This is a genomic window from Ruegeria sp. CDSA236, from assembly GCF_059611285.1.
In genome coordinates this window covers 275,704-300,296 of sequence record NZ_JBXWPG010000003.1, presented here as the reverse complement: position 1 = coordinate 300,296, position 24,593 = coordinate 275,704, and the positions used below count along the sequence as shown (strand labels likewise).

Annotated in this window: 19 protein-coding genes and 1 pseudogene; 13 read left to right on the top strand and 7 right to left on the bottom strand. The window is 53.8% G+C overall.

Features of this window, described 5'->3' with window-relative positions:
- Nucleotides 1-139 precede the first annotated feature (139 nt).
- On the top strand, nt 140-1,636 hold the full coding sequence (locus tag AC2FLB_RS07485; protein WP_496708968.1) for an AMP-binding protein: 1,497 nt from the start codon (nt 140-142) through the stop codon (nt 1,634-1,636).
- Between the two features lie 211 nt (nt 1,637-1,847).
- Here AC2FLB_RS07485 and AC2FLB_RS07480 read toward each other — a convergent pair.
- Nucleotides 1,848-2,477: pseudogene (locus AC2FLB_RS07480) on the bottom strand (tyrosine-type recombinase/integrase); the annotation flags it as partial.
- Nucleotides 2,478-2,622: 145 nt separating this feature from the next.
- Nucleotides 2,623-3,480 (bottom strand): LysR substrate-binding domain-containing protein, encoded by an 858-nt coding sequence (locus AC2FLB_RS07475; protein ID WP_496708967.1) that lies wholly within the window; start codon nt 3,478-3,480, stop codon nt 2,623-2,625.
- An 85-nt stretch (nt 3,481-3,565) separates the two neighbouring features.
- Between AC2FLB_RS07475 and AC2FLB_RS07470 the strand changes: the two genes are divergently transcribed.
- A complete protein-coding gene (locus AC2FLB_RS07470) occupies nt 3,566-4,588 on the top strand; it encodes a permease (protein ID WP_496691960.1) in 1,023 nt (340 codons plus the stop codon).
- Between the two features lie 425 nt (nt 4,589-5,013).
- On the opposite strand, the gene AC2FLB_RS07465 is transcribed toward AC2FLB_RS07470, so the two are convergent.
- Complete coding sequence (locus tag AC2FLB_RS07465; protein ID WP_496708966.1) at nt 5,014-6,237, bottom strand: FAD-dependent monooxygenase; 1,224 nt, start codon at nt 6,235-6,237, stop codon at nt 5,014-5,016.
- 84 nt (nt 6,238-6,321) lie between these two features.
- On the opposite strand from AC2FLB_RS07465, the gene AC2FLB_RS07460 reads away from it, so the two are divergent.
- The 7 genes from AC2FLB_RS07460 to AC2FLB_RS07430 all read left to right on the top strand — a co-directional run bounded on the left by AC2FLB_RS07460 (nt 6,322) and on the right by AC2FLB_RS07430 (nt 14,583).
- Nucleotides 6,322-6,978 carry a TetR/AcrR family transcriptional regulator gene (locus tag AC2FLB_RS07460; RefSeq protein WP_496708965.1) on the top strand — a complete coding sequence of 219 codons (657 nt, stop codon included), beginning with the start codon at nt 6,322-6,324 and terminating at the stop codon, nt 6,976-6,978.
- Between the two features lie 344 nt (nt 6,979-7,322).
- Complete coding sequence (locus AC2FLB_RS07455) at nt 7,323-9,053, top strand: sensor histidine kinase (RefSeq protein WP_496708964.1); 1,731 nt, start codon at nt 7,323-7,325, stop codon at nt 9,051-9,053.
- A complete protein-coding gene (locus AC2FLB_RS07450) occupies nt 9,050-10,390 on the top strand; it encodes a sigma-54-dependent transcriptional regulator (protein ID WP_496708963.1) in 1,341 nt (446 codons plus the stop codon). The genes AC2FLB_RS07455 and AC2FLB_RS07450 overlap by 4 nt, the downstream gene beginning before the upstream one ends.
- Nucleotides 10,391-10,516: 126 nt before the next feature.
- A complete protein-coding gene (dctP, locus tag AC2FLB_RS07445; protein WP_496708962.1) occupies nt 10,517-11,527 on the top strand; it encodes a TRAP transporter substrate-binding protein DctP in 1,011 nt (336 codons plus the stop codon).
- A gap of 68 nt (nt 11,528-11,595) precedes the next feature.
- Nucleotides 11,596-12,228 carry a TRAP transporter small permease subunit gene (locus AC2FLB_RS07440; RefSeq protein ID WP_496708961.1) on the top strand — a complete coding sequence of 211 codons (633 nt, stop codon included), beginning with the start codon at nt 11,596-11,598 and terminating at the stop codon, nt 12,226-12,228.
- Between the two features lie 11 nt (nt 12,229-12,239).
- Nucleotides 12,240-13,640, top strand: coding sequence for a TRAP transporter large permease (locus tag AC2FLB_RS07435; protein ID WP_496691967.1), 1,401 nt, complete (start codon nt 12,240-12,242; stop codon nt 13,638-13,640).
- A gap of 529 nt (nt 13,641-14,169) precedes the next feature.
- The gene (locus tag AC2FLB_RS07430) at nt 14,170-14,583 is read left to right on the top strand and encodes a cupin domain-containing protein (RefSeq protein ID WP_496691968.1); all 414 of its coding nucleotides are present in this window, start codon (nt 14,170-14,172) and stop codon (nt 14,581-14,583) included.
- A gap of 73 nt (nt 14,584-14,656) precedes the next feature.
- Here AC2FLB_RS07430 and AC2FLB_RS07425 read toward each other — a convergent pair whose 3' ends face one another.
- The 4 genes from AC2FLB_RS07425 to AC2FLB_RS07410 form a co-directional block, all read right to left on the bottom strand.
- Entirely contained in the window at nt 14,657-16,345 is a 1,689-nt protein-coding gene (locus AC2FLB_RS07425; protein WP_496708960.1) for an adenylate/guanylate cyclase domain-containing protein, read from the bottom strand.
- 347 nt (nt 16,346-16,692) lie between these two features.
- Complete coding sequence (locus tag AC2FLB_RS07420; protein WP_496691970.1) at nt 16,693-17,313, bottom strand: cysteine hydrolase family protein; 621 nt, start codon at nt 17,311-17,313, stop codon at nt 16,693-16,695.
- Nucleotides 17,310-17,723, bottom strand: a complete 414-nt coding sequence (locus AC2FLB_RS07415) for a MarR family winged helix-turn-helix transcriptional regulator (protein ID WP_496691971.1) — start codon at nt 17,721-17,723, stop codon at nt 17,310-17,312. Before AC2FLB_RS07415 ends, AC2FLB_RS07420 begins: the two co-directional genes overlap by 4 nt.
- Nucleotides 17,724-17,929: 206 nt before the next feature.
- The gene (locus tag AC2FLB_RS07410; RefSeq protein WP_496708959.1) at nt 17,930-20,578 is read right to left on the bottom strand and encodes an AsmA family protein; all 2,649 of its coding nucleotides are present in this window, start codon (nt 20,576-20,578) and stop codon (nt 17,930-17,932) included.
- A 422-nt stretch (nt 20,579-21,000) separates the two neighbouring features.
- On the opposite strand from AC2FLB_RS07410, the gene AC2FLB_RS07405 reads away from it, so the two are divergent.
- The 4 genes from AC2FLB_RS07405 (at nt 21,001) to AC2FLB_RS07390 (ending at nt 24,589) form a co-directional block, all read left to right on the top strand.
- Nucleotides 21,001-21,267, top strand: a complete 267-nt coding sequence (locus AC2FLB_RS07405) for a potassium channel family protein (RefSeq protein ID WP_246097203.1) — start codon at nt 21,001-21,003, stop codon at nt 21,265-21,267.
- Nucleotides 21,268-21,370: 103 nt separating this feature from the next.
- The gene (locus AC2FLB_RS07400) at nt 21,371-22,528 is read left to right on the top strand and encodes an AI-2E family transporter (RefSeq protein ID WP_282027164.1); all 1,158 of its coding nucleotides are present in this window, start codon (nt 21,371-21,373) and stop codon (nt 22,526-22,528) included.
- On the top strand, nt 22,525-23,589 hold the full coding sequence (locus AC2FLB_RS07395) for an HlyD family secretion protein (RefSeq protein WP_496701438.1): 1,065 nt from the start codon (nt 22,525-22,527) through the stop codon (nt 23,587-23,589). Before AC2FLB_RS07400 ends, AC2FLB_RS07395 begins: the two co-directional genes overlap by 4 nt.
- Nucleotides 23,579-24,589, top strand: coding sequence for a DUF2955 domain-containing protein (locus AC2FLB_RS07390; RefSeq protein ID WP_496701436.1), 1,011 nt, complete (start codon nt 23,579-23,581; stop codon nt 24,587-24,589). The genes AC2FLB_RS07395 and AC2FLB_RS07390 overlap by 11 nt, the downstream gene beginning before the upstream one ends.
- The last annotated feature ends 4 nt before the right edge of the window (nt 24,590-24,593 follow it).

Sequence of the window (24,593 nt, the reverse complement as noted above, 5' to 3'; positions counted from 1 at the left end):
GACTTCCCCAGAATACTCCAAAGCGGTGGAGAAATTTGATCTGGACGTCGCGAAGTCTGTCTTTTTCGGTAATTTCAGCGACGGGATCAATGCATGCGTAGAATGTTGTGATGTCCATTTGCAGGGCAATCCCCTGGCTTTGAACTGGATTGCATTGGACGGGCACTATGAGACCCGCGACTTTAGACAGTTGCGCGATGAAGCTGCACGCTTCGCCAACTTGCTGAAAGAACAAGGTATCCAACCCGGTGACATCGTGGCGGGTCTGTTTCCGCGCACCCCGGATCTTGTGACGGTTGTTCTTGGCGCCCTCCGAGCTGGCGCTGCCTATCAACCTTTGTTTACAGCCTTTGGGCCCAAGGCCATTCAGGACCGTTTGACCATGAGCGGCGCGAAGATGGTTGTGACTGACGCCGCGAACCGCAAAAAGCTCAACGAAGTGGAAGGTTGCCCGCCTGTCGCGATGATTGCTGACACGCGACAAGAGGTTGTTGGGGGAGACATTGATTTCCGCCGGGCAATGGCCTCGCAATCGCCTGAGTTCGTCCCGGTATTGCGGAACGGCGATGACCTGATGTTCATGATGGCGACATCTGGAACTACAGGTCCCGCAAAAGGAGTTCCCGTGCCCCTAAAAGCTCTGCCTGCCTTTAGATCTTACATGATCGAAGGGATCGGTCTGCGGCATGAGGATGTTTTCTGGAACATTGCCGATCCGGGCTGGGCCTATGGTCTATACTATGCGTTGATCGGCCCGCTACTATTGGGTCATGCAACCACTCTGGTCGAGGGGCCATTCACAGTGGACAGTACATATGACGTGATTTCGAGATTGAATGTGACTAACTTTGCAGGCGCGCCCACTGCGTTTCGACTAATCATCGCCGCCGGAACCGAGCGCGCGTCACAGCTGCGCGATCAGATCCGGTGCATCAGCAGCGCAGGCGAGCCGCTAAACCCCGAAGTCATCCGCTGGTTCGAGACCGAACTGAATGCGCCGATCAAAGATCACTATGGGCAGACCGAAACGGGTATGCTGGTGAATAATCATCACGGGCTCGAACATCCGGTCCGTCCGGGATCGGCCGGCTATGTTATGCCGGGATACAGGGTCGAGGTTCTGGCCGAGGATGGCAGCATCGCTGATTTCAATGAGCCTGGTCAATTGGCCGTCAACACCGAGGATTCACCTCTCTTGTTCTTTAGCGGCTACCTGAACAAGGGCAACAAATCGATCGAGAACGGATACTATCTTACCGGGGACACGGTGGAGCGGGACGAACACGGATGTATTACTTTCGTAGGGCGGAACGACGACGTTATCACCTCTTCGGGTTACCGCATCGGACCGTTTGACGTTGAAAGCGCTCTGATTGAACACCCTTCTGTGACGGAGGCGGCAGTCGTAGGCGTGCCGGACAAGGAACGGACCGAAATAGTGAAAGCGGTGGTCGTACTGGCGGAAGGCACAGAAGGTAATGAGGAGTTAGCTGCAGAGCTGAAGGATTATGTAAAACAGCGCCTTTCTGCACACGCCTATCCTCGGCTTATCGAATTCGTTGAAGAACTGCCAAAGACACCCAGCGGCAAAATTCAAAGGTTCCTGCTTCGAGAAGCGAGTGTCGGCGCCACTTGATCTAGCCTCTCGAAGGCAAGCTTCGTCGTTCAACTACATGGCAATTCTGCTGGACAGCAACCGGCAGCTTCGTCCCGCGTTCTGTGAGTTCGCTTGTGTTGAGATATTGCTGTCGTAGCGAATGACCGCAAAGTGGGCTGCAACCGCAGCATCGTGAAGACATGTCGAGTGACCGGTAAGGGCCGACCGTGTAGGCGGCCCAGAGATGTTTGATTTCAATAGCTTCATCAATGGCCAAGGCACCCTCAAGTTCAACGCCAAGATACCTGACTGTACTGTTCATCTTTGTGTGCCCGAACAGAAGCTGAACGGCGCGAAAGTTGCCAGTCTTCTTGTAGATCTGAGTGACTTTCGTTCGCCGCATCGAATGCGTGCCCTATGCACTGACTTCCAGTCCGATCGACGTGACCCAGTCCCGAACAATCCACGCATATTGACGTGGCGATATGTGAAGGCGCTCATGAGAACAGCCTAGCCAAAGATACTCTGATCCGACCATCAATTCGTATTCCATCCATTTCTCGACGGATGTGTGGGTGCCATCCGATATCTCAAACCGAACTGACTTCTGCGTCTTGTTCTGCAGCACTGAGGCGCGTTCCCTGATCTGGCCTGACGCCAGTACATCCAATACTTTCATCTTCACAAGGTCGCAGCGGCGAAGCTTGCTGTCGATTGCCATATTGAACAGAGCAAGATCACGATGGTTCTCTGCCAATTCAAGCCGCACCCGGATTGCCCAGCCATGCTTAGGTTTCAGTGGCCGCTTCTGACCGACAATGCGGCCCTTGTTCCAGGCTGGCCGAAGTGCGCGAATGGCAGGTAAGTTTGGTATTTCCATGACTAATCCTCCGATCCGCCATGCCCTCCCAAAACGACAACCCGACGTTGACACAAACGTCATACCACAGGATGCCGCGCCGCCTCCGATGTCAGGAACCGAGTCCGACCTGCCCATTTGACAGAACGCAGCGAAAGTCAGTTTTTTATGGCTTGGCCATAAATGCGGCTCGGATCGCCTCCTTCATAGCGTCTTGAGGCCCTTGTTCTTTCGGCTTGCTGGATGCCATCACCAGCTTGGAGGCAGGTGTGTTTCCGAAGTCCAATGCGTCGTTCACCACCGATAGACCTGCGTGAAGCGACGAGCGACCAAGTAGACCTACTGCAATCCCAGCCTCAACCGCTGCGATCACGCCAGAGACGCTCTGGCTGGAATATACAAGGCGATATGGCTCTCCGCGGGCTTGCAATGAACTGACTGCCGCGTCGCGCCACCAGCACGCATGATCGAATAGGGCCACCGGAAGGCTTTCATCGATCTGAAAATTCCGGCGCGCCGACGACACCCAACAAGTTGGGTCTTCATAAAGAACTTCCTCTTGGCTGGACGGGTTTTCGACCTCATAGACCGCAAGGTCCAGCGAACCTTTGTCGAGGGCCTCGGGAAAACTTGTGCTCAGGGCGCAGGTGATATCCAGTTCGACTTTTGGGTGATGACGGGTGAAGGACGCAATGATCTCGGCGAGTTTGGTTCGCCCGTGATCGTCGGGTATCCCCAAACGTAGTTTCCCGCTTACAGTGTTCTGGGAAATCTCCCGTAGTGCCGCGTCGAGACGTGCCGTCACCTCCTGCGCGACTGGAAATAGCTTTCGTCCCGTGTCGCTCAGGACCACCCCGCGGCCATGTCGGTCAAAGACCGGCTGACCAAGAATCCCTTCAAGGCGCTTGATTTGAAGGCTTGTTGCGGACTGCGACCGGTGGATACGAGCGGCGCCTTCTGTGACGCTTCCGGCATCAGCCACGGCGACGAAGGTTCGCAAAAGATCGCTATCCAGGTTTTCCATTTGTTTTTCCAATATCGGAAATTGAAACTATGCGTTTCACAGATGCCTCGCGCCGCACTATTTTTCAAGGTCAGAGGAGTATCCCATGTCCGATCAAACCGACTCCGACCGACCATCCAACTGGAAACCCCTGATATGGGGCCTGTCTCTGCTGATGTTGGCGGGCGTCGGTCTTGTCTGGCCGGAACACGCCGCAAACGCAGCAAGGTTCGTCTTATGGGGTCTAATTGTCGTTGCCCCCATTGTCATTCCGGGCATAGTTCTAGCAGCTTGGATCATCGCCAGCGGCGCGGATACCCATATCGCTGGCGCGTTCGAGGGCAGGACGTTGCGAACGGTTTTGGCTGCATCGCTCATCGGAGCCATCACGCCGGTCTGCGGTGTGACGGTGCTGCCCTTAATGGCCGGATTGCTGGCAGCGGGCGTGCCACTCGCTCCGATCATGGCATTCTGGCTGTCCTCCCCAATAACTGATCCGGCGATGCTCGCGACAACAGCCGCGACACTGGGTTTGAGCTTTGCGATCGGCAAAACACTTGCAGCTTTCGGATTAGGCGTATTCGGGGGCGTGATCACAGGGCTATTCGCCAAGACACCTTGGGCAATGAGCGCGCTTCGAGACAATGGTCTTGCGCGCCAACTGAGTGCCGCACGATGCGGCAGGGATCAACCCTTTGATCCATGGGTATGGCGGTCTGAGGCACGAAGGCATTCTTTCAGCAGACAGTTCTGGGCGACCACGCGGCTGATCCTGACCTGCCTGATCCCGGCATTTGCCGCCGAGTATGCCTTAAACGCCGCACTGACGCCGGGCGCACTGGCAGCATATGTTGGCGAAGACAAATGGTGGGCCATACCCGCCGCTGTCTTTGTCGGTGCCCCGGCCTATATCGACGGTTACGCTGCGCTCCCGCTGACACGCGGGTTGATCGACAACGGCATGTCCGAAGGCGCGGCGATGGCTTTCCTTGTCTCGGGCGGTGTTGTCAGCATCTGGGGTGCGATGGCCATTGCACCAGTGCTCAGATTTAAACCGTTCATGCTCTATCTGTTGCTTGCAATTCTGGGGTCGCTCGGGGCGGGGTATGTCTTTGGGTGGATTGTCTGAGATTCAGCGTTAACGGGAAGCAGACGTTCAGCAACCGGCAGCTTCGTCCGCACTGTGTGAATTGATCGTTCCAGCCTCGCTGCGCGCTGCACCAATGGCCGGTTTCATCGCCGCGTCACAGCGCCAGATTTCGAGCGCAATGTTGTGGGTTTTGCGCCTGAAGCGAACGGCAGAAATGCGGGCTGCGACCGCAGTATCGTTATCGTATACTGTATGTCCGGAAAGGGCCGTGATCCGCGCGCATAGTCCTCGCCGCCAATATGCTGCGGCGACACCGGGGGCTGCAAGAAGCCTAGACTGTCCAGTCACCATCGAAAAGCGGGCGCCCGCCTTGTGGATTATGGGCGATAAACGCTTAAGAAGATCCGCTGTATCAAGTTTCTAAGGCTGCTCAAAATTGGACCAGTCATGCCCGCCACTTCGGCTTACGCTTCCTCACCGTAGAGATAGAGCTTGTCACCTGACAGGATCGCAGAGTGCAGATCCTCAAAATCCTTTGGCGACATATCCTCCCAATTAGGGGTTTCAACGACCTGCATCTGGCCAATACGTCGGCCAATTTGACTGAGGGTTTTTGCTTGCCCGCATCGTTGGGCGTCGTAGCTTTTGAGCAGGTCAGGTAGATCTTTGGCTGCGACCGCAAGCATTTCCAGCGCCAGCGCGTCTTCTAATGCCTTTGTAGCCCCGCTTGCGGTGTGCGGGCGGGTCATTGTTCCTGCATCGCCAATCAGCAGCGTTCTTTTGCTGACATAGGTATCGACGATGCTGTCATAGATCGGCTGTATCGACACGTCTTTGTGGCGGGTTTGGGCGAGGAGGCTGCGAATGGCGGGTGGAAAGTGATCGTTCAACAGCATCTGAAGCTCGGCGAACGCCGCCATCGTGACACTGCCTGGGGGAATAGATTCGACGCCGTTCAACGGTTGTGCTTCAGGACAGGATGCGTACACTGCCCAATTCACACGGCGTTGCCCGGTCGCGGCGCTGCCGTCAAAATTCGGGATCATGTAAAGGACTCCGTGTCCGCCCGAAAAAGGGACAGTCAACCAGGCCGTCTCTTTGTCGATCGCCTCAATCAAATGGGTGTCGGCACACTCTGCCTCAGGATAGTTCCCGCGCCACAGCACATAGCCTGCGTAGTCCGTTTCGATGTGGGGATGCATCTTTTGGCGCACCGCAGAGTTGTATCCATCCGCGCCTATGAGAAGATCAAAGTCACGCGTCTCACCGTCCTGGAGGGTCACTGTGACTCCATTTGCAGTCTCTGCGAAATCCAAGAGCATCTTGCCCTCGTGATAGATGTCATCGGAGACTGTTTCCCGCAGCGCACGCCACAGGTTCCCCCAGTTATTGGCGAAGGCGGGGGTCGCTTGGGTCCACAAGCGCTTTCCGTCACGACTTCCATCGGGAAACTGCCACCAACGCGATTTCATCTCGCAACTTGGGAAATTCTTAGGAAGATATCCCTTGTCCATAAGCGTGGCGCGTAGAGGGCCCGGAATGCCGATGCCGGACCCGCGGTCCATCAGCCCTTTTGAGGATCGTTCGAACACGTCCACATTGCAGCCAGCTCGGGTCAACGCTGTTGCTGCGGCGCAGCCTGCGATGCTGCCACCGATCACACCAACTTGCAAACCTTCCAGACTCATGCATTCCTCCCAAGTCGAATTCACATAACTTTATCTTGTATATTTAATTATACAATGTAAAATAAAGAAATGCACAAACCCACTATGCGATCGAAAAAAACAAACAAACGCCGTGACTTAACGGTGGGCAAAATTGTTGAAGCGTCCCTTGTCGTTTTGAAGTCAAGCGACCCATCTGCACTTACAATGCGTCGCGTGGCAGAAGAATGCGGTGTTTCAGCCATGGCGATCTATCATCATATCGACGACAAGAACCAACTCGCCACCCTCGCAGTTGATAGCCTCTTTCTTGCAGCCGCGCAGGGTCTGCGAATAGGGGAAGATTGGAGAGACCGCTTACTCGATTTTTTGGAGGAGGTTCGAAAGCGGCTATTGGAAACACCTGGTGCGGGCATGATCTTTGTCCGCCAGGCTATCATCGGCCCCGGAACCGCCACCACGACAGAGCTGATGTTTGAATGTCTCAGGGCGGGTGGGTTCAGCGGTAGGGCCATCGCCGAAGCGAGTGACGCAATTACCATGCTACTCATCGGATCGATCGCCAACGATCTCACCCGGCCACCGCAGATACGTGAGGAGTTGGGCAAGCAACTCGCGCCCGAGGATACCCCGATATTACAAAAGAACATGCAAACCTATGCAACCAGAGACGGCGGCGAACGGTTCATGCTTGCTTTAGGCTGGATTCTTGATGGGGTCACTCAAGCGGATGCAACAGGATCCAGAACCAAAACCTTATAAGCCGATCTTGATCTTGATCTTGATCTTGATCTTGATCTTTGGTTTTTGGTCGGCAACTCCGTCCTTCACACCTTAGACCGACCTGTGCTCTCAGCGTGTCCCGTGAATGTCCGGAATGCGGGCTGCGACCGCAGCAACTCGGTTGGCTGCTGGATGTCGGCTCTGGGTCGAGTCTGTTTGCGCAATGCACATAGTTGTTTCGGCGGGTTCGTTTATTGCTTCGCGTTCTCAAATTACTCGGTCATTCTTGTTTGGCCTGAACATCCAAATATCGGATTAGAACTCTTGGGATGGACGGCTAAAACTTACTGTGATCCTATGCTGTCGCAGTTCATGGGCATTCAATGCGATCAGCTTCGTATATTGTAGGTATTTTGGTAGCCATTGCCGCCAGCATTGGCCTTTATTTGATTTCTTACCAGTACTTCGTTTCGGAGGAGCTTTCGAAAGCTCAGGGCCGGCTCTCTCTCTACCAAAGTTCGGTAAACAGCGAACTCGAACGATTTTCCCACCTCACATATGTGCTGTCACAGGATTCCTTTGTAATTGGAACAGCCGAAGGAGACGGCACCGGAGCTTTAAACCGACGCCTTGAGGATTTTGCGGAGCGGGCGGAGCTGGATGCTATCTACCTGATGGACGAAGACGGGATCACGATTTCCGCATCGAACTACCGCAACACAGAGAGCTTTGTTGGCCAGAACTACGCTTTCCGCCCGTATTTCCAAAGTGCCATTTCTGGCAAACAGGGCCGCTTCTATGCCATCGGGGCGACGACTGGTCTGCCAGGATACTTCATCGCCAACGCAGTGCTTGACGACCAGGGAGATTCAACTGGCGTCATAGCGATTAAGATCGATTTCTCTAATCTTCAGGATAGTTGGAAAAACTCGGGCGAACAGGTTCTTTTGGCCAATGAAGACGGTGTCGTTCTGCTTTCTTCGAACTCGGATTGGCAATATCGCGCGTTGACGCCATTGTCAGAACCACAGCGAGAGCGAATTCGAAACGCCCGGCAGTTTCCGGGGCAAGCCTTAGATGCGTTGGATTGGGTTGAGTTGCCGGGAGATCAGGCCAGAATTGTGGGGACGAAGCGCTTGCATCTTGCAGCAACGGATTTGCCTCATGGCTGGTCGCTTCACTATTTTGCAAGTGACGATCAGGCTGTAGCGCGCAGTTGGCTTGTAACTGCAGTTTTTGTCCTCTTGGCGGGGCTCACATTTATCTTCTTCCAGATACAACGTGCGAGACGTGTAAGCGCTGCCTTGGCGCGGTCCGAAGAGGAAGAAGCAATGCTGCGCGAAGCAAATGAAAGGCTTGCCATCGAAATCGACGACCGCAAAACTGCCGAGCGGAGCCTCAAACGCACCCAGGGCGAGTTGGAGCGCGCAAGCCGACTGGCCGCTCTTGGGCAACTATCCGCGTCGGTCACGCATGAGCTGGGCCAGCCCATCGCGGCGATGCGCAATCATCTGGTGGCTGCAGAGATTTCATCTTCCGGTGAAACCAAGCTGCCACAAAAAATCGGCAACCTGGTTGACAGAATGGAAGGGATCACACGCCAGTTACGGTTTTTTGCACGGTCGGAGAGTGAGGCGTTCGACGACGTAGACTTACGCACTTCGGTTAATGCCGCGTTGGCTCTGGTTGCCCCAAACATCGAACAGGGCAAGGTGAAAATCTCAATTGATGCGTCGACTGGTCCGGCGTTTATCCGGGGCAGTGCCCTGCGGATCGAACAGGTCATCACAAATCTTTTGCGCAATGCCATAGATGCTACGGATGAAGCGGATGCGCCTGAAATCCATATCGCTGTCATGGCTTCTGATGATGAGGTCGTGTTGGAAATTCAAGACAACGGTCACGGGTTGGGCGAGGCAACGCTGGCAGAGTTGCAAGAGCCATTTGTAACCACAAGAGAGAGCGGGAGAGGCATGGGCTTGGGACTGGCCATTTCCACCAGCATTGTCAAAGATCACGATGGCACAATGACGGCCAGAAATCGAAATGGCGGCGGAACAATTTTCCGTGTCACCTTCCCGATAGCCTCAAATACTGAAGAAACGGACGAATGAACCTGCAGCAACCCTTCAAAGTTTTGGTCGTTGATGATGACAAATCGATGCGACAATCTCTTGTCGAGTTGCTCGAAGCCGCCGACTGGTCTGTCAACGCCTTGCCACGCGCGACCCAGGTGACGGAACATCTGGCTAACGCCTCGCCCGATGTCATTCTGTCCGACGTGCGTATGCCCGGCATGTCGGGACTTGAATTGCTGACCAGCCTGGACAGGCATGTGGCGCCTCCGGTCGTACTGATTTCGGCGCATGGTGACATCCCGATGGCCGTTCAGGCCATACAGGACGGGGCATATGGGTTCATCGAAAAGCCATATGAACCACGGCGATTGCTTACGGTGCTGAGGCACGCGGCCGAACAATACCGAATGCGAAGAAGTAATGCCCGCCTCAAAGACCGGCTGTTCAAACTGTCAGGCCTTGACCGCATCCTGCTGGGCCAAACGGACGCCATTACAGACTTGCGACAAGAAGTACTTGATCTTGCTGATACATCGGTTGCGGTTTTGTTGCAGGGAGATACGGGCACCGGGAAAGAGCTGGTTGCTCATGCTTTACATGATTTGGGCCGCTCGCCGGAGGCACCGTTTCTGGCGCTGAATTGCGCCGCATTGTCGGCCGATACATTTGAAGCGGAAATGTTCGGCGTCGCGGGTGAATCCGACGGAAGGCTTGGGGCGGCATCGGGTGGGACCTTGTTTCTGGATGAAATCTGCTCGTGCCCACCAGCGGCGCAGGCCAAGCTGTTAAGGGTCATCGAAGATCAACAAGTGCTGCCGGTGGGGGCGGTGTCGCCGGTGCCGGTAAGCTTCAGGGTCGTGTCAGCAACCAACGAAGACGTTGTACTGGCGGCCGAGCAAGGCCGCCTGCGTCAGGACCTTTTGTTTCGATTGAATACTGTCGTCCTGTCCTTACCCCCGCTTAGACAAAGACGGGATGATCTGGTTCTGTTGGCAACGCATTTCTTAAACGAATACGCGCAGGTTTATGAGATAGACGTACCAGAACTTGATCAGGACGATTTGGCGGCTCTGCTTGCACATGACTGGCCCGGCAATGTGCGTGAATTGCGCCATGTCTGCGAACGGCGCATATTGGCGGCCCGGCGCGGAGGCGGTTCGTTGGCGCAGGCTATCCAAAGCGATCAGCACTTCGACGAAGTGCCGGATACCCTGCGCGATGCCGTTGCCGCTTTTGAACGCGAGCTCATCGGCAAAGCCATCAAGGCGCATAAAGGCCGCATGGATGCCGCCGCCGAAGCGCTTGGGATTGGCCGCCGGACGCTCAACGAAAAGATCGTCAAACTTGGTCTCGATAAAGAGGCTCTGTTGTAGGCGAAAACAGCTCTGCGGAAATCCGCAGGGCGCCCGGGAAAACGCGCGCATTTTCCTTCATAGTCAGGACACCGCGCATTCTGAATACTCCGCCCAAACGAATTGCATGATCTGGGAGGAGCCACTATGCGCAAACACCTTAACCGGGCGGCCGTTGCCGCCTTGTCGCTGACCGTTGCATCCGAAGCACTGGCTGTCGAATGGAACGTATCCCTGTGGGGCAAGCGTCGTGCTTTCACAGAGCATGTCGAAAAGCTGGCTGAACTGGTGAACGAAAAGACCAACGGTGAGTTTACCCTGAACATCAGTTATGGTGGCCTGTCGAAGAACAAAGAAAACCTCGATGGGATTTCGATTGGCGCGTTTGAAATGGCCCAGTTCTGCGCTGGCTATCACCGCGACAAGAACCCCTCGATCACTGTCTTGGAACTGCCGTTTCTGGGCGTGACATCCCTTGAACAGGAAATTGACCTGTCGATGGCCGTTTATCAACATCCAGCCGTTGTCGAGGATCTGGCCCGCTGGGACGCGACTCTGCTGATGCCGTCTCCGCTACCGCAGTACAACCTTGTCGGGGTAGGTGACGCGCCGAAATCTCTGACCGATTTTGAAGGTCTGAGTGTGCGCGCCACCGGCGGTATCGGTAAAGCGATGGAGACGGTTGGGGCCGTTCCGACCTCAATGTCTGCATCCGAAGTGCGTCAGGCAATGGACAGCGGCATCGTCAAAGCGGTCAGCTTTGCGCCACACGCGCATATGTCCTTTGGTACCATTGAAAATGGCACTTGGTGGACAACGAACTTCAACCCCGGCACCGTCAACTGCCCTGTCGTGGTGAACACGCTGGCACTGGAAGATCTATCTGACGAACACCGCGAAGCTCTACTGGGATCGGTGGAAGAGGCACTGGATCACTACGTGAGCCACTACCAGACCAAAACGATGGAAGCGTGGGGCCCTGAGTTGGATCAGCACGGCATCGAACGGGTCACTTTCAGTGATGAAGAAATCGCAGCGTTCAAAGAAGCTGCTGCCGCCCCTGCGGCCGAGGCCTGGATTGCAGAAAACACCGAGCGTGGCCTGCCAGCACAAGAGCTTTATGACCTTGTGACCGGGAAGATCGCTAATGGCAGCTAATCCACTCACTGCCCGGCGTCAGCTTGATTGGCGTCGGGTTCTTTCTTTCCTGACAGCGGAGTACAACGATGGCCGGGTCATCCCAGGTGCTGTCCAACGACAGCCGTCTCAGCATTCTCGATAAACATCTCTACAAACTGGAAAGCTTTCTGGCTCTGATCAGCGGTCTTGCAGTTTTCTCGCTGATGGTCATGGCCGTAGTCTCCGTTGGTGGTCGGAATTTCGCCAATGCGCCACTTTCTGGTTACGTGGACTGGATCGAGCAGGCCATGCCGTTGATCGCCTTCATGGGGATTTCCTATGCGCAGCGCGATGGCGGCCACATACGAATGGACATGGTCGTTGGAGCGCTTAGAGGCCGGACGCTCTATATCGTTGAGTTTATCACGACCGCTGTCATTCTGGCGCTGATCGTCTTGCTGATCTGGGGGAGCTGGGCGCATTTCGCACGCAGCTTTGACCTTGGTGCTCCACTCTGGAGCCGCGACAGCTCGATCGACATAGGTATCCCGCTGTGGCCCGCAAAGCTGTTGGCCCCCGTCGCCTTTAGCGTGCTTTGCCTAAGGCTCTTTCTGCAGCTCTGTGCCTACGGTCGTGCGATTCGCCATCCTGACCAGCCGCCTATCGCCGTCCCGTTGATTCCCGATGCCGCCACCCAGGCTGCAATGGAAGCCGAGCATGTCTCGGGCCACGACAACTGAGATAAATTCTGATGGAACCCATTGAAATTGGTCTGATCGTCTCGGGCGGAATGCTTGTTCTTGTGGTGCTGGGTATGCGCGTGGCATTTGCTGCCGCAACGGCCGGAATGGTTGGCCTGATCTGGATCTTCTGGGCCAAGTTTGGGTACGACCCGGCGCGGTTCGGCAAGGCTGTGACTGTGGCCGTCAAAACAGCGGGGCAGGTGCCGCACTCCAAGATTTCAAGCCAAGCGCTTAGCCTTATCCCGACCTTCATCCTTATTGGCTACCTCGCCTATTACGCGGGCCTGACTAAAGCGCTGTTCGAAGCCGCCAAGCGATGGCTCGCCTGGGTTCCAGGCGGGCTGGCGGTTTCGACCGTTTTCGCGACCGCCGGGTTCGCTGCGGTTTCAGGAGCCTCGGTTGCCACATCCGCCGTTTTCGCCCGCATCGCCATCCCCGAGATGCTGAAGATCGGCTACGACAAGCGCTTTGCTGCAGGTGTCGTCGCTGCAGGCGGCACATTGGCGTCGCTCATCCCTCCTTCGGCCATTTTGGTCATATACGCGATTATCGTGGAACAGGACGTGGGCAAACTGCTGTTAGCCGGTTTCATTCCGGGCATGTTCTCAGCTTTGATCTATGGCTTGCTGATCATTGGCATGGCTGTTGTGATCAAAGACTTTGGTCCCGCAGTCTCAGGCTTTACATGGAAAGAGCGTTTCATGTCTCTTCCGCCCGCACTGCCTATCTTGTTTGTCGTCGTTACCATCATCTTCTTTGTCTACAACCCATTCGGAGGCGATGCTTGGGGCACGCCAACCGAGGGTGGTGCAATCGGTGCTTTCGTTGTCTTTCTGATGGCTCTTTACCAAGGCATGCGCTGGTCTGAGCTGAAAGACGCGTTGCTGGAGACAGCCAAGCTGAGCGTCATGATCTTTACCATCATCTGGGGCGTGTTAGTTTACGTCCGGTTCTTGGGTTTTGCCGAACTACCCATCGCGTTCTCCGACTGGATCACCTCGCTTGAGATGTCGCCAATGCTGATCTTGGTCTGCATCCTTCTGGCTTATGCCGTTCTGGGCATGTTCATGGATGCGATCGGAATGTTGTTGCTGACGTTGCCGGTTGTTTATCCCGCAGTCATGGCGCTGAACGGTGGCGAGGCCGTAAGCGCAGCCGACAGTACCTTCGGTATGTCCGGACCGATGTGTGCCATCTGGTTCGGTATTCTGGTCGTAAAAATGGCCGAATTCTGCCTGATCACCCCACCTATCGGGCTGAATTGCTTTGTAGTGGCTGGCGTGCGTGATGACCTAAGCGTTCAGGATGTTTTTAAAGGTGTAACGCCTTTCTTTCTGGCGGATGCAGCGACGATCGCAATGCTCGTTGCGTTCCCTGCTATCGTCCTGTGGCTTCCTGGACAGGTTTGAATTGCAGGGGATGATTTTTGAGCGCGGTTTGCCGGTGCGGCTTAGACAAAGATGCAAGATGCGTGCCATTCATGAATAAGCAACGGCGACCAAAAGCATAGATAGCTGGCGTCATTATCTGTTCAGTCGTGTAAAGGCGTGTCGACTGATTTGGGCCGTCCGCATGATCAGCTATTGGTGGGGCAGGGGACCTTTCTGCAACGGCACCGGAGCCTGTTGTGAGTCCAAAGCAGAATCTTGAGAGATAGTGGAAAGAGCACTCCGCCGTCACCACGGCGAAGTGCTGAATAGTGTGTGTCTAGCTGCCGTTCGTCGAGCGTGCGAAATCCTGTAGAACGGTAACTCACGGTCTGCAGGGCTAAGCCGCCACTCGCCGCACCGTCCACTAAGAAGCGCTGCGCGAACTTTGCGGACCCTGGAACAGCCTTTGACACAACAATTTGGAACGTCGCAGTTAACCGCGTGCACACCAGCATTGATTTCGAAAAGGTCCCAATGCCATCATCTTCTAAAAGTGGGAGGGGATTAGATGTGGAAACCAATCATATTAGCTTTTTTGATTGTCGTGACTGGTGCCGCAGCGGCTATGTCGCACGATGTGCGGGATCCAGCGACTTTGCAAAAACCGCTTATTCAGGACTTGCTAACCGAGTCGCTCAAAAGCACTGAGGGCTTGGAGGTTGTCGTGAGCCATGTTGCCCTACCACCAAACCTCACTTTACCAATGCATTGGCATCCCGGTGAAGAATTTGCCTACATTCTGCAGGGCAGCGTCACCCTCATCCTAGACGGCGAAGGCGAACAAGAAGCTTTTTCAGGTGACGTAGGCGTCGTTCCGTTGAAAAAAGTGCACACCGCTCGCTCAGGGGACGAAGGGGCAACCATTTTGGTGTTCCGTGTCCATGAGGAGGGCCAGCCAGGCAGAGTTTTGGTCAGCGACTGATTTTCAAGACAAAGGCGAAATATCCTTTACCGAATGCATGGTTGTCGGAACCGGGGGGGGGTGCCGTTTGCCTTCACACTTGCAACCCTGCTTTTTTCCACCCGCTGCGCCAGCGATCAGCGCAGGTTGGAATAGAGAATAATGGTAAACGTGTTGTCTCGGTTATCGAAGCCGCATTCGGAGCGATCTCGTTCAATTTGACAGCCGCTGTTTTTGCCGCATCTATGTCATCGAGCTCAGCGAGCGAGGCAATCAGCATCAGGTGGCTCATCAGGAAGGTTGCACGCACAGACAAGGCTTCGCGACAGGCCTGCGCGGCTTCCTCATAACGTCCCAAGTGAAACAAGGCGGCACCCTGTCCCATGAAAGCGGCGTGCCGCAATGGATCACACGGGCTGAGTTCGACAGACCGGACTGCATGTTCCAGCGCCTTGTCAGGGCGATTCAGCAAATAAAGATTTGCAGCGGCGAGCATGTGGACCGTCGCCGCGTTGGGATTTTCCGACAATGCTTCCTTAAAGGCTGTCCGCGCGCGGGACAGGTCCTGTGCCAGCATAGAGATCGAATGTGCGGCATAAGCCTTTGCAATGCCGTCCGCGCGATCGCTCCGCAGCACCTGCTCTGCGGCCGCGACAGCTGACTTGGGTCCCTGATCTACAGGCTCCAAACCTTGCACAAGACGTTGGATATGAAGCCATGCTAGCAAGCCCGCTGCGGAGGCGTATTCCGGATCTCGATCCAAAGCCAGTTTTGTTAGTCGTATTGCCTCTATGTTGTCTTGGTCAGTCAGCAAGTGGAAATGTGATAATGCTCGGAGGTAGAGCTCGTATGCCTGTAAGTCCTTGGTGGGCTTTGCACGCGCACGATTTGTTTCAGCGTGCCGCACCGATGGTTCAATAGCTGTAACTACGTCTTCGGTGACTTGATCTTGAAGATCAAAGATGTCGTCGAGCACACCGTCAAAGCGGTCCGCCCACAAATGGCTCCCATTTTCGGTATCTATGAGCTGTCCCGTGATGCGGACGCGCTGCCCGGAACGCCGAACGGAGCCTTCCAGTACATACCGAACCCCTAGGTCGCGGCCCACGTCGCGGATGTCCGTGCTTTTCCCCTTATAAGCAAAAGAAGAGTTTCGTGCGACGACCATCAACCAACGAAACCGAGATAGCTCAGTTATGATGTCTTCCGTTATGCCATCGGCAAAGAACTCCTGCTCCGGATCACCCGACATATTGTCGAATGGGAGCACTGCGATTCCTGGCCTCACATCCGCTTTGATCGCGAGATTGGCTTTCGTACCCTTTGGCCAACACCAGATTCCAACATGGCGCGTGATGTTTTTCAGTTCGGTTTGCTCTCCGCCGTCGAATAATCCCGCATCGTTACGGTCAAGGCTGTTATGTGACGTATCCGAAAAGAGCACTTGTCCCGGCTTCGCGAGAGCCTCCAGACGCGCCGCAACATTGATGCCGTCGCCGAAAATGTCATCGCCATCGGTTACCACTTCCCCTGTGTGAACCCCGATGCGCAGTTTGATGTGGTCAGGTTTGAGGGCGGACTGAACTGCAATCGCGCAAGCTGCTGCTTCAGATGGTGATTGAAACTCGACGATCCAGCCGTCACCCATGCTTTTGATCAGTGAACCATTGGTATCTTCCACGATCGGGAGAAACGTGTCCTCACGGAAGGTCTTTAATGCAGCGACTGTGCCAGTACGGTCCTGATCCATCAGCGCGGAATAGCCCACAATGTCGGCGGCCAATACCGTCGTGAGACGTCTTCCCATTCACCCCTCCTCTTTGCAATGAAGTTAGCTCGGTGGGTTGCTTCTGTCAGCCCATTCGTCAGATTTTGAAAAGCCTTAATGAATAGAAAGCATAGGTACAGGCATACACGCACAACTAAAAAGGTAATGCTCAAATACCTGTCGCGCATTCAGCAAACGGTCACCTTCATATCCGCGGAGTTAGTTACTTGCGTTTCTTTAGCTGCCAATGTTCGTGGCAAAGCAATTCCGCTTTGGGCTCAAGGCAGACGTTCCTCTAAACTCGTTGAACGTCTGCTGAGCGGGACGAAGCTGCCGTTTGCGCTTGAAAGATCAATGTCCGCTCAGCAAATGGCCACACCTGCTGACGACATCTTCTTTTCAGCGCTTTCCGTCGGTGCGGCTGCGAGCGCCCCCTCTTTCACGACGGTGACGTCATAGCCTCGTTTTCTGGCCGCCAGCGCCGTCTTTTGCACACAGTAATTCAAGTCCAAACCAACAAGGCGCAGCCTGCCGACGTCGTAACTCTCTAAAAGAGCATCCAGTTCGCCCATTTCGAATGCGTCCTGCACGCGCTTAACAAGCACATGGTCGGGTAGAGATGTAAAAACCTCGGCAATTTCGGTCCCGTCGCTGCCCTCTATCGCCTGCCCTTTCATCAAAAGTTTTGCCACTGCCTTGGTTGAAGGGATCGACCATTCCTGACGCACGGCGATGACGGGATGGCCTTGCGCTTTCGCAGCTTCTACTTCCGAAAGAATGACACCTGCGGCGGCTTCTTTTGCGGCGTTCGAGTACGGACCGCGCTCCCAGAATACCGACTGTAGATCAATCAGCAGTAGTGCTGATCCATTCCGGTCCGATATCGTTTCTCCTACACTGACCGCGCCAATGCGTCTTATACCGTTGGCGAGCCAGAGAATTAGGAGCAAGACCGCGGTGGCCAAGATAACACCGAAAGTCATTCGCTCTCTCCCGCTTGGGTTTTTAGTCTGTCCGTCACTGTGAGCACGACCTCAAGCGCCGTGGAAATGCTCTCACTGCGTAGGTTCGCACCAACCCTCTCCATAAGCTTCATTTCGTTCGAAATGATCTCTTCAATGAGGGTGCGACCGTGATCGGTCAACGTCAGGACAGGAGACCGCTTGTGGCGAGGATTTGGGCGGTGCTCGACCAGACCTGAGGCCAGCGTCTCATTGCACATGATCTGAACGTATTGCCGTTTGATTTCGAGTCTTGCCGCAATCTCTGGGACGGTCTGCTCTCCGTATTTGTCCAGCATCTCCAGAACGGCGCGCATCCGGACTGTTAGGTTGGTTCCGACCAAGCCCGTTTCAACGCAGGCTTCTGCGGCCTGCATCAAGGGGCGTGACATCCAAATCAGTTGGTGAAGTTGTTCTGCCTTCATAACGACATTATACATGTCATTTTGACAAGTGCAATGTCATCTCTAAAAAGCTGACATTAGTACATCGTGCAGCATCCGGTAAGTCTGGGCTCAAAACGGAAATCCCTTTTCGGGAGCACTGCAATCTTTCTTTAATTCTAGATTTATTCCTGAACCAACTGCCTCCACTACTACTACTGCAGTTGCAAAATATCCGGGACGCAGAGTTTTCTTTTGGCAGGCATTTTGTCTGCACCATCTGATCGTTTCAGTCGCTTCGGGCCGTCCTTGACCTTGATTTTCGGCTTAGCTAGCGGGCCTTTTAGAGTCACTGGCCAGGGGCTTTTCGAAAGAGGTTCGCCAATCTTGCGGGGCTGTAGATCTAAATCCAAGACCTTGCCAGCCACATCGACCCCGCCAAAAACGACAACTTGGACATGATCCGTTTCCAAGGTGGTTTGTTTCGTCGAAATACTTCCATTGGAGATACTAATCGGCGCGCGCAAGCACACGATCGGAGCAACCTTTTGTTTTTCTTTGGTAAACACCCAAGGTAGCACACCCAGCCCCGCCAAATCCAAAAGCTGGGTCTCGATCGAGCCATCACGCAATGAAACTGTGGCGTTGCCGTTCATGCTGTTGGCAAAGTGCTTGGGTGAATCGGTTCCTCCTGACACCGAAAAATCTGCATAGATCGTACCGCTTGCACCTTTTTTGAAGTTCAGACCGTGAAGAATATCATCCAGCTGCCAGCCGCCTGCCTTGCCGGTCAACGTGAGCAGGTGAGCGTCGTTCGATAGATCCATTTGCCCGCTGACGTCGAAATGAGCGCCACCGTATTCAAATTTCAAAGGTCCGGCCTTAAGCTCATTTTTGTTAAGCGTCAGTTCGCTCTGCAAACTGCTAATGCCTTTGGCGCCCTCTATGTGCCGAAGGTCAATGTCGACATCCATATCCATACCGGACAAAAGAACTGAACGCCCTATTGGTTTAAGCGTCACATCTCTCAAAGGGCCAGTGTCATCTGCTTCTTGATTGACGTCTTCCTCGTCGGGCTCCATACCGCCTAGCTTCCGCAACTGTGCGGCGGCCTGAATGATAGTTCGAATATGATCTATCTTTATCAAGTCACTCTCTATGGAACCGTTCAGCACAGGATCACTTGTTGCATCATCAAGATCGGCGACAATTTCCAGGACAGATTCAGAAACCTCGACATTGGCACTCGCGTTCCAATCGGTGCCTTCGCTAGCGAGGTCAATCTCAAGGCGAGCCTGTCCGGTTTCCACGCGTTCAAGCGATAGTGCCTCCAAAAGGTTCGCTCCTGACGGGACTTCGACATCAATTGCTAAATCCAGGTCCTCGAATTTGAGTACATTCTTCACAGTGCCATGTACTTCGAGGTTCCAGACTTCCGTTTCGCTTGTCCTGCCATCCAAATTCGTCAGCGATAGCTGATTGATATCGCCATTCAAATGAAAGTCGCCGGAAAATCTGCCGAGTTGGTCGTCCGGTCCTAACAGTTCTGGTGAGATCAAACTGCTTGCCGGAATATCCATTAGACCTTCTGCTGATATTCCTTGTAACTGCAGCGCGTCATCGACCGAACCGTCCAAAATGATAAACGGATCAGCCGGGTTCCCAATTCTCAAGTTGATGCTTCCGACCCTTAAGGCGCCCTCTGGTGTTCTGGAAAGTTCGGAGAACTTGATCGGAGGCGGACCCTCGCCAGACGTGTCCAATGTGAATCCGTTGGTCTTAATGACCATTTGCCGCTGCGGAATCTGCCCGGGGACGCTGTCGATAACCATGTCGACCGCGATAAGTTTAAGATCATACCGCGATGCGGCTGTGCCCGGTTCAGCATCTTCAGGGTACAACCGAATGCGGGTTGTCAGCGATACGTCTTCCGGGTTCCCCAATTCTCCGATTTGTCCTGTCAGCGAGAGGCTTTGCCCGCCATCCAACTCCGTCAAAACACTTAGATCATCAATCCGAGCAACGCCGTCGACCGATTTGAATGTTGCACCAATACTTCCTGAACCTTCCAGGACACGGTCAATCTTCAGGATATCGAGAAGCTGGCCAAGTTCTACAACCTCTAGGGTCGTCTTCACTTGCAGCCCGTCTTCTATGGGGGATTCCTCTGCGGTAATCGAAATCTGTTCGAAGTTCACCGCTACCTGAAACGGGTCTTCCGCAGGGAATGTCGCGTTCAGATCAAACCTCTCTCCGTTTAGCGAACCGGTCCCAACTGCGGTCGCAACGTCGGTTTCCGTATCGCGTTTTAGAAGCAGCTCAGAAAGCTTCAGATCCAGCTCAAGCCCGTTTAGATCATTTCGGTAGAAAACGGTGATATCGGTCAGGTCAATTTTATGGTCCGTTAGAACTCCAGCCAAAGGCATTTTAGGAGACTTAGCAGCTTGCCCGGCTTCTACATCTGATAGGGAAAGGGACTGCCAGTTTCCGACGCCGTCTTTGCCTGTGATCAGGTTCAGGTGAACGCCCGAGAGAGAAAGGTTGCTCAGCGATAGATTACTGTTCCAGAGGTCGCGCGTGGAAATTTCGAACTCTATTTCGTCGATTGCTGCCAGATTCTCGTTCGCTCTCCGCGAACCGGGTAGTACCAGCCCCGCCGCTGACACCTGCAAGTGCCGGCCAAGGCCTAGACGCACTTCATCCTCTATGATGACGTCCTGACCAAGTTTCTTGGAGATCAGGTTTTCAACGAAGGTGGTCCTTACAGAAGAAAACAACGTAGAAGACAGGAAAAGCCAAGCTGCTAACACAGCCACAAACGCGACAGCGCAACAAACAAATACACCTTTTGCAACGTACCGCACGCTTTTCTCCTAATGTTCCGATTCATACCTTGGGCAACCTAAACCATTTATTTGTTAGGTTAATGGATTATATGGTCGGTAAATTTCCCGACCTCTGAATGATCTTGACCGTACAGCTGATAACTCTCGCTGATTTGGTCGGACAGCTAAATCACGGGTAGATGACAAAATAACTTTTGTACCGCTGACCCAGCTTCCAATCAGCTGGCTTGAAGCGAGTTTGACCGACCAGAACTGGACACGTTGCAGGGGTTGCGACTTCAGCGGCTCGACGCATTCCCAAGCTATTGGCAGCCAGATTTCTTCGATTTCCCACATTTATCTAATTACTGTTATATGTGAATTCTTCAAACAACGAGGACAGGATGAACTCACTAACTAGAATAACACGTGGGATAGGCGTCGCTTTCAAAGACGGTAGAGTGAAAGGCATTCTTGCCTTCACGGTTGGAATGATTTTATGGGCCTCGGTCTTTTACCACTTTGTCGAGGGTTGGAGTTGGCTCGACTCAATCTACTTTTCTGTAGTGACAATTTCGACCGTAGGGTTTGGTGACTTCTCACCTGAAACCGCGGCAGGGAAGATCTTCACAATGATTTACATCATCGTGGGCCTCGGTGTCTTCGTGACCGCGGCGACCACAGTGGCAGATACAATCTTGTCCCAAGACGACAAAAAAGCGGACTAATAGACTGCACTCAAATGAGCCAAACCGAGTTCCTGCACAGGCATTGGCCCGTCTGTGCATCTCAAACCGCGGCCTGGATTCATTTGCGCCTTCAAGCTGATAGATGATCACTAAAACTCAAAAAAATATACATATTATGTTTTTTGAGTATAACATTCAAAAAAATATATGGAGGGATGGAATGGAAAAGACACAGGACGCAAAGATTGTCGATCTAGCGATACGATTGCTCTTTCTCGGACTATTTCTCTACAGCGCTCTGGTCATGGTGGCCCCGCTTGCAAGCGTGGTTATCTGGGCAACTATCCTCTGTGTGGCGCTTTACCCGGCATTTGATTGGCTGCAGTCCAAGCTGGGAGGTCGGAAAAAGCTTGCCACGACGATCTTGGTTTTGCTGGGCCTTGTTCTGACCCTCGGGCCTGTCGCAACTGCGGTGTCTGGTGCTGCAGAACTAGGGGCTGAATTCGCGGAACAAGCTGACAAGGGTGAGTTGAAAGTCCCCCCTGCGCCCGAGGGCCTCAAGGAATTGCCATTGGTTGGAGACAAAATTTCCGATGTCTGGGGGATGTTTGAGCGCAATCTTGACGGCGCGCTTACGAAATATGGCGCGCAAATCCTTGAGATCACCAAGTCGCTGTTTGGAAAGGTGTTGGGCATCGGCATCGGGCTTCTTGGCTTAGCTCTGTCCGTATTGATTATGGGGGCGTTGTTCAGCCCCGGGCCAAATATGGTCCAGGGTCTTCAGCGCTTTGCCAACCGTGTTTTCGCTCCGCGCGGTGGAGAATTCGTAACACTGGCAGGCGCAACAATTCGGAACGTTACAAAAGGCGTGATTGGCGTAGCTGCCATTCAAGCGGTCTGCGTTTGGATACTGTTGGCTTTGTTTGGGATTTCTTCGGCCGCCACGTTGGCATTCATCTGCCTGATACTCTCGATTATCCAAATCGGGCCCGGATTGGTTCTTATACCGGTAATTATCTACGCATGGAGTTCCATGTCCGGCGGAACTGCTTTGATCTTCACCATACTGGCTGTTCCCGTCACTATAATGGACAGTTTCCTAAGACCCGTGTTCATCTCAAAAGGCCTCGAGACTCCTATGTTGGTCATCCTCATCGGTGTTCTCGGAGGTATGATGGCGTACGGTTTGATCGGCGTCTTTATGGGGCCGGTTCTCTTTGCTGTCTTCTATGAGCTGTTCAAGGTTTGGATTGATACCTCGCCCGAAGCCGAGGGTGTTGCTGATGGTACGACGAAATGAGGAAAACGATATGGACAACCCTGGCTGTCATTCTGATTTTCCTTGTCTGGTATTTGGTCGCTGATCGGAAAACGCCATTTACCGGGAACGCCAGAGTAAAAGCCGTGGCGACTCAGATCGTCCCTCAGGTGACTGGCACCGTGACTGAAGTATTGGTCGAAAATGGTCAGATTGTCTCGGCCGGAGATGTCCTTGTCCGGATCGATGCGCGACCCTACGAGATTCAGCGCGACAAGGCGGAAGCTGATCTCGAAGCAGCCACTCAAGAAGTCGGCGCATCTTCGGCAGAAGTAAGAGCGGCACAGGCCAAACTGGCAAGGGCGCAGAGCGATCTGGATACGATGCGCATTCAAACAGAACGCGTATTTGCGCTCGAAAAGAAAGGGTTGATTGCCGTCTCAAAGGCCGATGATGCGCGAGGGCAACTGGCAGAGTCCGAGGCAAACTATGAGAACGCAAAAGCAGATCTGGAAAAAGCAAAACAGAGACTTGGTGACGACGGAATCGAAAACCCGAAAATCCAGCGCGCGTTGGCCGCCTTGGCGGATGCAGAGCTTAACCTTGAGTGGACTGAGTTGCGCGCTCCGGCGACAGGTGTCATCTCTAATTTGCTGATAGCCCCCGGAACATATGCGCGATCCGGTCAGGATCTGTTGACGTTTCTGGACGCAACTGACGTCTGGATTGAGGCGTATTTTTCCGAGAACAACCTAGGAAGAGCCTCGATAGGGTCTCCGGTTGATGTAGTGTTGGACATGCATCCAGGTCAGGTTATTCCGGGCGTCATTGAGAGCTTTAGTTCGGCGGTTTCCCTAAGCGGCGGTGATGTGCCTGGGCAATTGGCGAGCCCGCCAAGCACCAAAGGTTTTTTACGAGAGCCTGAGAGATTCCCAGTCAGGATCGTTTTACCCGGCTATGAAGCCGGAAGCACCGAAGATGACCTTCGCTTTCAACTGAATGGGCAAGCCGATGTGATCATGTACCTAAGCGACAACTCGTTGCTGAACCTCGTAGGTCGCACCTACATCCGCGTGGTTTCAATTCTGTCCTATGCGTACTGAGGACCAACGCTCTGTCACCCGGCTTGCGCTGGGTGTTACCGGCGTCTTTTCATTGGGCCTATTTCTTGGGTGGCCGCTCGCCGTCGTCGGGGCGGTGTTCGCCGCCCTTTTTCTGCAAGCACCTGCCGCATTGCCTTTGGCCGCATTTGCTAAGCTCTTTGTCTTCTCTATTGGATTGATGTTCATTTCGTTCCTGATGTCGTCAATCTTCTCACCATATCCGCTTGTATTTCTGATGCTGGTGGCGATTGGAATAATCCTGTCTTTCATGTGGTCAGTTTCCGGCGCCGGAGTATTACCCGGTGTCATAGCTCTCATGGGGGCATTGATGATCCCAAACTTGGTTCTGCAATCCCAGGATCTGGCCTTGGTGCTTGTGTATTGGATACCTTTGAATCTGCTGTTTGCGGGCTTCGTATCGACGCTAATGTTCGCGCTGATCCCCGCCGAACCTCAAACAGCGGCCCAGAAGAAGGCCGCATCGTCGCCGAACTTCGACCCACATCGCCGAATAGTCAGGATGTCGCTTGTAACAGTGCCGTTTGCCTTGGCGTTTTTTGTTTCCGGCGCATCTGCACTACTTGTTTTGTTTTTTGTCGCCCTGCTGAGCCAGCAACTTGCGGCAATGCCCGCTGCAGGCAAAACAGTTGCAAAAGCAATGCTGACGGCAAACCTTCTTGGGGCGGCAGTATCCATCATTTGCTATGAGATAAACGTAATAGCTCCGGTTATTCTAACGCCCATTCTGCTGTGTTTTTTCTTTTGCCTGACACTCGGAGCACTCGGTAAATCTCAAGCCCCACTCGCCGCCGCTGCCGGCTCTGCTATTACAACGGCTCTGATTGTATACGGCGGGTCGGTTGCGCCGTTTTCAGACGAGGCTGACGTCAAGAGCATCATTCGAGTTTTGCAAGTTGCCAGCGCCGCCTTCTTTGTAATCATCGCATATGTCGTGGTAGATGAATTCTGGCCGGAAAAAGAGCGCCAGGCGGCTCAATGAAGTT

What these genes read in the sequence shown, in the direction of transcription:
- AC2FLB_RS07475 (WP_496708967.1), bottom strand. Translation starts at nt 3,480, where the DNA reads ATGGAAAACCTGGATAGCGATCTTTTGCGAACCTTCGTCGCCGTGGCT.
- AC2FLB_RS07470 (WP_496691960.1), top strand. Translation starts at nt 3,566, where the DNA reads ATGTCCGATCAAACCGACTCCGACCGACCATCCAACTGGAAACCCCTG.
- AC2FLB_RS07465 (WP_496708966.1), bottom strand. Translation starts at nt 6,237, where the DNA reads ATGAGTCTGGAAGGTTTGCAAGTTGGTGTGATCGGTGGCAGCATCGCA.
- AC2FLB_RS07460 (WP_496708965.1), top strand. Translation starts at nt 6,322, where the DNA reads ATGCGATCGAAAAAAACAAACAAACGCCGTGACTTAACGGTGGGCAAA.
- AC2FLB_RS07455 (WP_496708964.1), top strand. Translation starts at nt 7,323, where the DNA reads ATGCGATCAGCTTCGTATATTGTAGGTATTTTGGTAGCCATTGCCGCC.
- AC2FLB_RS07450 (WP_496708963.1), top strand. Translation starts at nt 9,050, where the DNA reads ATGAACCTGCAGCAACCCTTCAAAGTTTTGGTCGTTGATGATGACAAA.
- dctP (WP_496708962.1), top strand. Translation starts at nt 10,517, where the DNA reads ATGCGCAAACACCTTAACCGGGCGGCCGTTGCCGCCTTGTCGCTGACC.
- AC2FLB_RS07440 (WP_496708961.1), top strand. Translation starts at nt 11,596, where the DNA reads ATGGCCGGGTCATCCCAGGTGCTGTCCAACGACAGCCGTCTCAGCATT.
- AC2FLB_RS07435 (WP_496691967.1), top strand. Translation starts at nt 12,240, where the DNA reads ATGGAACCCATTGAAATTGGTCTGATCGTCTCGGGCGGAATGCTTGTT.
- AC2FLB_RS07430 (WP_496691968.1), top strand. Translation starts at nt 14,170, where the DNA reads ATGTGGAAACCAATCATATTAGCTTTTTTGATTGTCGTGACTGGTGCC.
- AC2FLB_RS07420 (WP_496691970.1), bottom strand. Translation starts at nt 17,313, where the DNA reads ATGACTTTCGGTGTTATCTTGGCCACCGCGGTCTTGCTCCTAATTCTC.
- AC2FLB_RS07415 (WP_496691971.1), bottom strand. Translation starts at nt 17,723, where the DNA reads ATGTCACGCCCCTTGATGCAGGCCGCAGAAGCCTGCGTTGAAACGGGC.
- AC2FLB_RS07400 (WP_282027164.1), top strand. Translation starts at nt 21,371, where the DNA reads ATGATCACTAAAACTCAAAAAAATATACATATTATGTTTTTTGAGTAT.
- AC2FLB_RS07395 (WP_496701438.1), top strand. Translation starts at nt 22,525, where the DNA reads ATGAGGAAAACGATATGGACAACCCTGGCTGTCATTCTGATTTTCCTT.
- AC2FLB_RS07390 (WP_496701436.1), top strand. Translation starts at nt 23,579, where the DNA reads ATGCGTACTGAGGACCAACGCTCTGTCACCCGGCTTGCGCTGGGTGTT.